The organism is Humidesulfovibrio sp. (assembly GCF_030689645.1).
Classification (GTDB): domain Bacteria; phylum Desulfobacterota; class Desulfovibrionia; order Desulfovibrionales; family Desulfovibrionaceae; genus Humidesulfovibrio.
Window position 1 is genome coordinate 33631 of the sequence record NZ_JAUYFU010000078.1, and the last position, 6555, is coordinate 40185.

Below are 6555 nucleotides of genomic sequence, written 5' to 3' on the forward strand. Positions count from 1 at the left end.
GGGCTCCTACTGGACGCTCCCCACCACGCCTTCGACGAACCAGGTCATGCCGAGCAGTTCCTTGTCCTCGGCCTTGACCCCTGCGGCGATCTTGACCTGACCGCCCTGGTCCTTGATGGGGCCGACGAAGATCTTGTCTTCGCCCTTCATGAGCAGGGCCTTCTGGGCCAGCACCTTGTCCTGCACGTCCTTGGGAACCATGGGACCAAAGGGGGCGATGTCCACCGCGCCCTTGTCCATGCCCCACCAAATGGCCCGGTTGCCCTTCCAGGTTCCCTCGCGCACTTCCTTCACTGTGGCCTCGTACAACGGAGCCCAGTTCCACACGGCGGCGGTGAGGTGCGCCTTGGGCGCAAAGGAGGACATGTCGGAATTGTAGCCGATGGAATACTTGCCGCGTTCCTGGGCTGCCTCCTGCGGGCCGGGGGAATTCTGGTGCTGGGCGATGATGTCGCAGCCCACGTCAAGCAGGCTCACGGCGGCGTCCTTCTCCAGGGCCGGGTCGAACCAGGTCTTGGTCCAGACAACCCGCACCTGGGCCTTGGGGTTCACGCTGCGCACGCCCAGGGTGAAGGCGTTGATGCCGCGGATGACCTCCGGAATGGGGAAGGCGGCCACGTAGCCGATGGTGTTGCTCTTGGTCATGTGCCCTGCGGTGATGCCGGTGAGGTACCTGGCCTGGTAGATGCGCCCGAAATAGTTGGAGACGTTCTCGGAGGACTTGAAGCCCGAGCAGTGCATGAACTTCACGTTCGGATAGTCCTTGGCCACCTTCATGGTGGGATCCATGAACCCGAAGTTGGTGGCGAACACCAGGTCGAAGCCGCCCCTGGCCATGTTCTCAATGACGCGCTCGGCGTCTGCGCCGTCCTTCACGGCCTCCACATAGGAGGTCTTGACGCCGTCCATCTTCTCAACTGCCTTGCGGCCCTGATCGTGAGCCCAGGAATAGCCCGCATCGCCCACGGGGGATGTGTACACGAAGCCCACCTTGAGCTCCCCGGTCTTGGGACCAGCGGCAGCCGGAGCGGCGGCCTTATCCGGCGCCTTTTCGCAGCCGGCCAATGCAAGGGCCAGGATGAAAACGAGGACGCCAGCGGCGCGCAGCCAATGTTTCATGATGGACTCTCCTCCTGGATGTGGTCCCGGATGACGTCCGGGGGGCGGGGAATCGGTGCGAAAGAGCCGGGCTGTCCCGGTCAGACAATACGTATCGGCGCAGGCAGGTCTCCTGCGACGGAAATCTATTCCCTGGCTTTGGCGATGGGCGGAACAAACTGCGGCGTGGAGTCCCAGGGGAACAGGATCCACGTGTCCTGGCTCACCTCGGTGACAAAGGTGTCCACCAGGGGGCGGCCCTCCGGCTTGGCGTACACGGTGGCGAAATGGGCCTTGGGCAGCATCTCTCGCACAAGGCGGGCCGTGCGGCCAGTGTCCACCAGGTCGTCCACGATGAGCCAGCCCGCGCCATCGCCCTCGGGGCACTTGAGCGAGCAGGCTTCGCCCTGCTTTTGCCAATCGTAGCTGGTGATGCAGATGGTGTCGATGAGCCGGACGTCCAGCTCGCGGGCGATGATGGCGGCAGGAACAAGGCCGCCGCGGGTGATGGCGTAGATGCCCGTCCAGGGACCGCGCTCCACCAGCCGCCAGGACAGGGCGCGGCAGTCGCGCTGAAGCTGTTCCCAGGTGACGGGGTAGACCTTGTCGTAGGGGTGCGTTTTATCCACAGGTACCTCGCGTTGAAGGCAGCTTCTTTAGCCCAGAGCGCTTCTGTGGGCAAGCCCCGGCTGGGCCTGCCGCGCGCTGCGAAGCAGCGGCAAAAACCATATGAAAATTGGCAGGTTCATCCCTGGCGACGCAAACGCTGCGCCCCAAAGAGCGCCGCGCCGTGCACGCCGGAATCCTGATTTTTGTTCAAAAGCACCGGCAGACCCGCGAGCAGGCTTGCATGGGAAGGCGAGCGGCGGAACTCCGCCAGGAACGCCGGGTGCTCCACCAGCACGGGATTTTTGGCCGCCACGCCGCCGGAGATGTACACGCCGCCCGTGGCCAGCAGGGCCAGGGCGTAGTTGCGCGCCGCGCGGCCATAGAATCTGGCGAACCACTCCACCGTGCGCGGCGAATGCGGCAGCCGGGCCGCAACCTCCGCCGGGGCCAGGCTCTCGCCCGTCAAAAAAGCGTGCAGCCGGGCCAGGCCGCTGCCGGTGACGATGGCATCGCCATGGCAGTAGTCCAGACGGCTCGCGCTCCGCACGTATTCGGCATAAGCGTATTCTTCCTCCCCCACGAAGGGGAAGGCCGCGTGCCCGGCCTCGGAAGGCACGGCCAGGAATCCCTCAGCCCCAGCGGCCACCAGCGCGCAATGGCCAAGGCCGGTGCCAGCGCCGATGACCGCCATGGCCCCGGCGTAGACGTGATGATCGGAATGGCCGCTTTGCAGCACCTGGGCCTCGTTCATGGCGCTGCTGCGGCAGGCGAAGGCCTGGGCCGCGAAGTCGTTGAGAAGCGCCCCGCGCTTGAAGCCCAGGCCCGTGATCTCGTTCAGGTCAATGGTCCACTTGATGTTCGGCGGCCGACAGAGCTGGCCCTGCACCGGTCCGGGCACGGCGAAAACGGCCAAGTCGCAATCAGCCGGGGCAAAGTGGCGCTGCTCGGAGAACAGGCGCTCCAGCAGTCCGGCAAAGGACGGCGCCTCCGCCGTGGACAGCCGGACGATGTTCAGCAGGCGCGGCTCGTCCATGCCCGGCTCAAGCTCGAAAAATCCCATGCGGCTGTTGGTGCCGCCGATGTCCGCCGCAAGAATCCGAAACACGTGTGGCTCCTTGATTGAGGGGGGTGTCTTGCCATTTCGTACAGCATTCCGGCGAGAAATCAAATGGCGCCGCGCCACGCAAAAGCCCCCGTCCACAAGGGGCGGGGGCTTTCAAAATCGCGCCGGAGCGCTGGAAGCGCGCATGCGCCAGGACTTACGTCATGTGCGCCAGGGGGGCAAGGCGCAGGTTGTGCGTCGCGGGCTCCTCTCTGGGCTGTGGCATGGGCACGGCGTCATTGAAGGATGCGCGGCCCTGCTCGTCTTCCTCGGCGCGGGCGGCTGCGGCCTTGCGCTGGCGGGTAATGTACTTCTTGGTGATGCTCTTCAGCAGTTCGGCCTTTCCTTCGCGCTCCGCAGGCGAAAGGAAGCTTGTGAGCTTCTTCTCCAGCCTGTGGGAGTTCTGCTCCTTGGAGATGGCGATGATGCCCTCCATGATGAGCTTCTGGTTCAACATCTCGGCCCCGGTGTGGAAATTGATGCTTTCCGCGATGGGGGCCAGAATCATGTTGCTCAAAACCACGCCGTACAGGGTGGACACGAAGGCCACGGGGATGCTGGACACCAGGGCCTGGGTGTCGTTGATGCCTGAGAGCATGCCGATGAGCCCGATAACGCTGCCTGCCACGCCGAAGGCCGGAGCGGCCTTGGCCAGGGTCTGGAACACGCGCTCGCTCTGCTGGCGGCGCTCGCGGAAAAAGTTCATTTCGGTGTTCAAGAACTCGCGGATGTCGCGCTCCTTGTAGTTGTCCACCAGGAAGGTGACGGCGTTGCGCAGGAAGCTGTCGGAGATCTTCTGGCGCACGGCCTCAAGGGACAGCATGCCCTCCACCCGCGACTTCACCGAGAGTTCCAGCAGCAGCCGCACGATGTCGTCGGGCGTGGACTGGCGCTCGGTGTACACGCTTCGCGCCACCAGAAAGGCGGTGCGGATGCGCTCAAAGGGATAGCTCATGAACAAGGCGGCAAACAGTCCCGCCGCGACGATGAGAAAGGCCGCGAGGTTCCAGTACACGGCCAGGCCGCCGCTCATCCAGAATCCGCCCACGAAAATGGCTCCGCACAGGAGCACTCCGATCATGTTCTTCTTGCTCATGACTGTCCCCCTAAATATCTGTCAGGACGAGAACTTCAACACGTCGATTACGTTTGTCGGCATCATCGGCCGTGGCGGGAACCTCCGGCTGGAAGCTGCCGCGTCCGGTCACCAGGAAACGCTTGGCATCCAGCCCCGCAGTGCGGATGAAGTACTGCGCCACGCTGGCCGCCCGCTTGGCCGAGAGTGCAAGGCTCTCCTCGGGCGTCCCGGTTTCATCCTCGGCGCTGTGCCCCACCACCAGCACGGCGCCGGTGCTCACGCGCAGAATCTCGGCGATGCGGGCCAGATACTGGCCGCTGTTCTCGGACAAGGCGTCGCCGCCAGGACTGAAGAACAGGTCTCCGCGCAGGAACACGCGCACCTGGCGGTCGGTCTCGCGCACTACGGAAATGCCGAGGTTGTCGGACTGGTAGTAGGTTTCCTTGAGCGGGCTGCCGCCTGCGTTCTGGAAGGCCTTGCCGTCCCGCACAGGATCGTTCAGCTGGCCCATGAAGGCCTGCATGGGATCGGTGGGAGCTTTGGTCTCCGCCGCCTGGGGCGGGCTGGGCTCCGTCTTGGCCACCACCCGGTCCTTGGCCCCGGAATAGATGAACAAGACCGCGAAGACCATGAACATGATCATCATCAGGTCCGACCAGGGCACGGACCACTCGGCGAAATTGCCGCCACCGGCCAGCGTCCGTCCGCCGTCGTCCCGCGAGAGCCCGTATCTGTCCCGATTGCCCATGCCACACGTCCTTTGTCTCCCGCCGCCAGACAATCTGGAGGCCGCTCGACGCCACTGAAGCAAATTGCCTGCCAACGAACTCAACACACTGTAATAAAATGAAAAATAAAAACCTTGCGGTACGAACATCCCGGCCAGCGCCAAAATCTCGCCACTTTCCCGCTCCATGCCGACCCGGCCTCGCCCTTGGGTTTGAAGCCGACCTCACCAATCAGCCCAGACAACCGCGCAACACAATTCAGGCAGGATGAAGCGCGCATGCATTGACTCTGTCCCGAAATGGCGTCACAAGCCGCCCATGACCAACGCCTTCACCCCGCCCGCAGGCCCTGGCGCCTACCGTACCCTGTCCGCCCTGGTGCTGGGCTCCAGCTCGCCGCGTCGCCGCGAGCTGCTGGGCTCCCTGGGCCTTGAGTTCGAAGTCTGCCCCAGCAACGCCCCGGAGCCGCCGCCCCTGCCCGGCGAGCTGCCCGAGGCCTACGCCAGGCGCATGGCCTTGCAGAAAACCACGGACGTGTCCGCCCTGTACCCGGACTCCACTGTGCTGGGGGCCGACACCATCGTGGTGCTTCCCGGCGCACCAGGGGCCGACGCCGTGGTGCTGGGCAAACCCGTGGACCAGGCCGATGCGCTCTCCATGCTCACACGGCTTTCAGGCCGTTCGCACCTGGTCATCACCGGCTGCTGCCTGGCCCTGCCCGGCAAGGCCGACCCACTGTGCTTCGCCGTAAGCACCGAGGTGTTCATGCGCGCCAGCACGCGGGCGGAACTGGCCGCCTACGCCGCCACAGGCGAGCCCTCGGACAAGGCAGGGGCGTACGCCATCCAAGGCCTTGGCGGCTTCCTGGTGGAGCGCGTGAGCGGCTCGTACACCAACGTGGTGGGCCTGCCAGTAGCAGAATGCGCGGCATCCCTGCTGGAGCATGGAATCATCGGGGTGCGCCCAGGAAACTCGGGCGGATGGGGAACGCCATGAGCGACGCCTTTGCGGCCAGGGCTGCGCAGTGGGACGCCCACCCCGTGCGCGCCGCCATAGGCCAGGCCTTTTACGCCCAGGTGCTTGAGGCAACGGCCTCGCATCTGGCGGGAGCCCTTGAGGGCAAGACCGTGCTGGACTTCGGCTGCGGCACCGGAACCCTGGGGCTGCGCCTGGCCCAGGAGCACGCCGCCCGCGTCATCTTCGCGGACGCGTCACCAGCCATGCTGGACGTGCTGCGCGGCAAGCTGGCCGGGCTGAACCTGCCCGACGTTAAGGTGTTCGAAGGCGGCGCGGACGCCCTGCCCCTGGCGGACGCTTCGGCGGATCTGGCCGTGAGCCTCATGGCCCTGCACCACATCGAGGACGCGGAAGGCGCGCTGCGCGGCCTGCGCAAGGCGCTCAAGCCCGGCGGGCTGCTGCTTCTGGGCGACCTGCTGCCCGAGGACGGCAGCTTCCATGACTCCTCGCCGGACGGCCCGTCTGCGGCGCACAACGGCTTTGACCCGGAGGCGCTGCGCGCCCTGTGCGAAAATTTGGGCCTGGCGGTGCTGCGCCTGCTGCCCTTTCACCTTGTGCGCAAGCCCGATGCGGCTGGAGCCGTGCGCGAGTACCCCCTGTTTTTCCTGACCGCGAAAGCGGTCTAAAGGAGCCTGATGCCCACCCCGCACGCCGACTTCGAAGCCCTGCTGGAACGTGTCCGGGCCAGCGGCCTGCCCTTTGTCCTGCACGAGCACGCCCCCGCGCGCACCATGGCCGACGCGGAAAGCCTCACCTTCGACACGGCGCGCATCGTCAAGACCATCGCCTTCGCCACCCGCGACGGGCGGCTGGTGCTGGCGGCCCTGCGCGGCACGCTGCGCGTGGACCACGCCAGGCTGGCGCGGCTGTGCGGCGTTGAGCGCAAGGACCTCGCCCCCTTGTCGGCGCATTCGGTCCTTGAG

8 protein-coding genes are annotated in these 6555 nt (G+C 65.6%); 3 read left to right on the plus strand and 5 right to left on the minus strand.

Annotated features, from left to right (window positions below; all coding sequences use genetic code 11):
• Window positions 1-6: 6 nt before the first annotated feature.
• The 5 genes from Q8O35_RS11135 to Q8O35_RS11155 all read right to left on the minus strand — a co-directional run bounded on the left by Q8O35_RS11135 (window position 7) and on the right by Q8O35_RS11155 (window position 4635).
• A complete protein-coding gene (locus Q8O35_RS11135; protein WP_305573271.1) occupies window positions 7-1119 on the minus strand; it encodes a BMP family ABC transporter substrate-binding protein in 1113 nt (370 codons plus the stop codon).
• Between the two features lie 125 nt (window positions 1120-1244).
• Window positions 1245-1727, minus strand: coding sequence for a xanthine phosphoribosyltransferase (gene gpt / locus Q8O35_RS11140; RefSeq protein WP_305573273.1), 483 nt, complete (start codon window positions 1725-1727; stop codon window positions 1245-1247).
• Between the two features lie 116 nt (window positions 1728-1843).
• Window positions 1844-2812: a glucokinase gene (locus Q8O35_RS11145; protein WP_305573275.1), complete on the minus strand. Its 969-nt coding sequence runs from the start codon at window positions 2810-2812 to the stop codon at window positions 1844-1846.
• A 154-nt stretch (window positions 2813-2966) separates the two neighbouring features.
• The gene (locus Q8O35_RS11150) at window positions 2967-3905 is read right to left on the minus strand and encodes a motility protein A (protein WP_305573277.1); all 939 of its coding nucleotides are present in this window, start codon (window positions 3903-3905) and stop codon (window positions 2967-2969) included.
• Window positions 3906-3915: 10 nt separating this feature from the next.
• Complete coding sequence (locus Q8O35_RS11155; RefSeq protein ID WP_305573279.1) at window positions 3916-4635, minus strand: flagellar motor protein MotB; 720 nt, start codon at window positions 4633-4635, stop codon at window positions 3916-3918.
• Window positions 4636-4933: 298 nt separating this feature from the next.
• On the opposite strand from Q8O35_RS11155, the gene Q8O35_RS11160 reads away from it, so the two are divergent.
• From Q8O35_RS11160 to Q8O35_RS11170, 3 genes are all read left to right on the plus strand, one after another.
• Window positions 4934-5611: a nucleoside triphosphate pyrophosphatase gene (locus tag Q8O35_RS11160; protein WP_305573281.1), complete on the plus strand. Its 678-nt coding sequence runs from the start codon at window positions 4934-4936 to the stop codon at window positions 5609-5611.
• Window positions 5608-6258, plus strand: coding sequence for a class I SAM-dependent methyltransferase (locus Q8O35_RS11165; protein WP_305573283.1), 651 nt, complete (start codon window positions 5608-5610; stop codon window positions 6256-6258). The genes Q8O35_RS11160 and Q8O35_RS11165 overlap by 4 nt, the downstream gene beginning before the upstream one ends.
• Window positions 6259-6267: 9 nt before the next feature.
• Window positions 6268-6555: YbaK/EbsC family protein (locus Q8O35_RS11170; protein WP_305573285.1), on the plus strand; the 288-nt coding region annotated here is incomplete at its 3' end.

Coding starts and splice junctions, on each gene's coding strand:
- Q8O35_RS11135 (WP_305573271.1), bottom strand. CDS start 1,119: ATGAAACATTGGCTGCGCGCCGCTGGCGTCCTCGTTTTCATCCTGGCC.
- Q8O35_RS11160 (WP_305573281.1), top strand. CDS start 4,934: ATGACCAACGCCTTCACCCCGCCCGCAGGCCCTGGCGCCTACCGTACC.
- Q8O35_RS11150 (WP_305573277.1), bottom strand. CDS start 3,905: ATGAGCAAGAAGAACATGATCGGAGTGCTCCTGTGCGGAGCCATTTTC.
- Q8O35_RS11155 (WP_305573279.1), bottom strand. CDS start 4,635: ATGGGCAATCGGGACAGATACGGGCTCTCGCGGGACGACGGCGGACGG.
- Q8O35_RS11165 (WP_305573283.1), top strand. CDS start 5,608: ATGAGCGACGCCTTTGCGGCCAGGGCTGCGCAGTGGGACGCCCACCCC.